1 protein-coding gene is annotated in these 220 nt (G+C 70.5%); it reads left to right on the forward strand.

Annotated features, from left to right (window positions below; genetic code table 11):
• A partial coding sequence (locus FQ668_RS28775; protein ID WP_178097300.1) for an Ig-like domain-containing protein occupies positions 1-220 on the forward strand: 220 nt, incomplete at both ends.

Raw genomic sequence — 220 nt, forward strand, 5'->3', positions numbered from 1 at the left:
TGGCCGATGGCGTCACCTTCACCGGTCGCGGCGAGCCCGGCGCCACCGTGCAGGTGCGCGATGCCGGCGGTACTGTCATCGGTACTGGTGTCGTCGGTGCCGACGGCCTGTTCAGCCTCACCCTGTCGCCTGCCCAAGCCAACGGCGAAGCACTCGACGTGCGCTTGGTGGATGCCGCCGGCAACGCCTCGGCGCCGCTGCAGTTCGATGCGCCGAACCC

The sequence above is a fragment of the Pseudomonas sp. Kh14 genome, from assembly GCF_900291005.1.
In the GTDB taxonomy this organism is placed as follows: domain Bacteria; phylum Pseudomonadota; class Gammaproteobacteria; order Pseudomonadales; family Pseudomonadaceae; genus Aquipseudomonas; species Aquipseudomonas alloputida.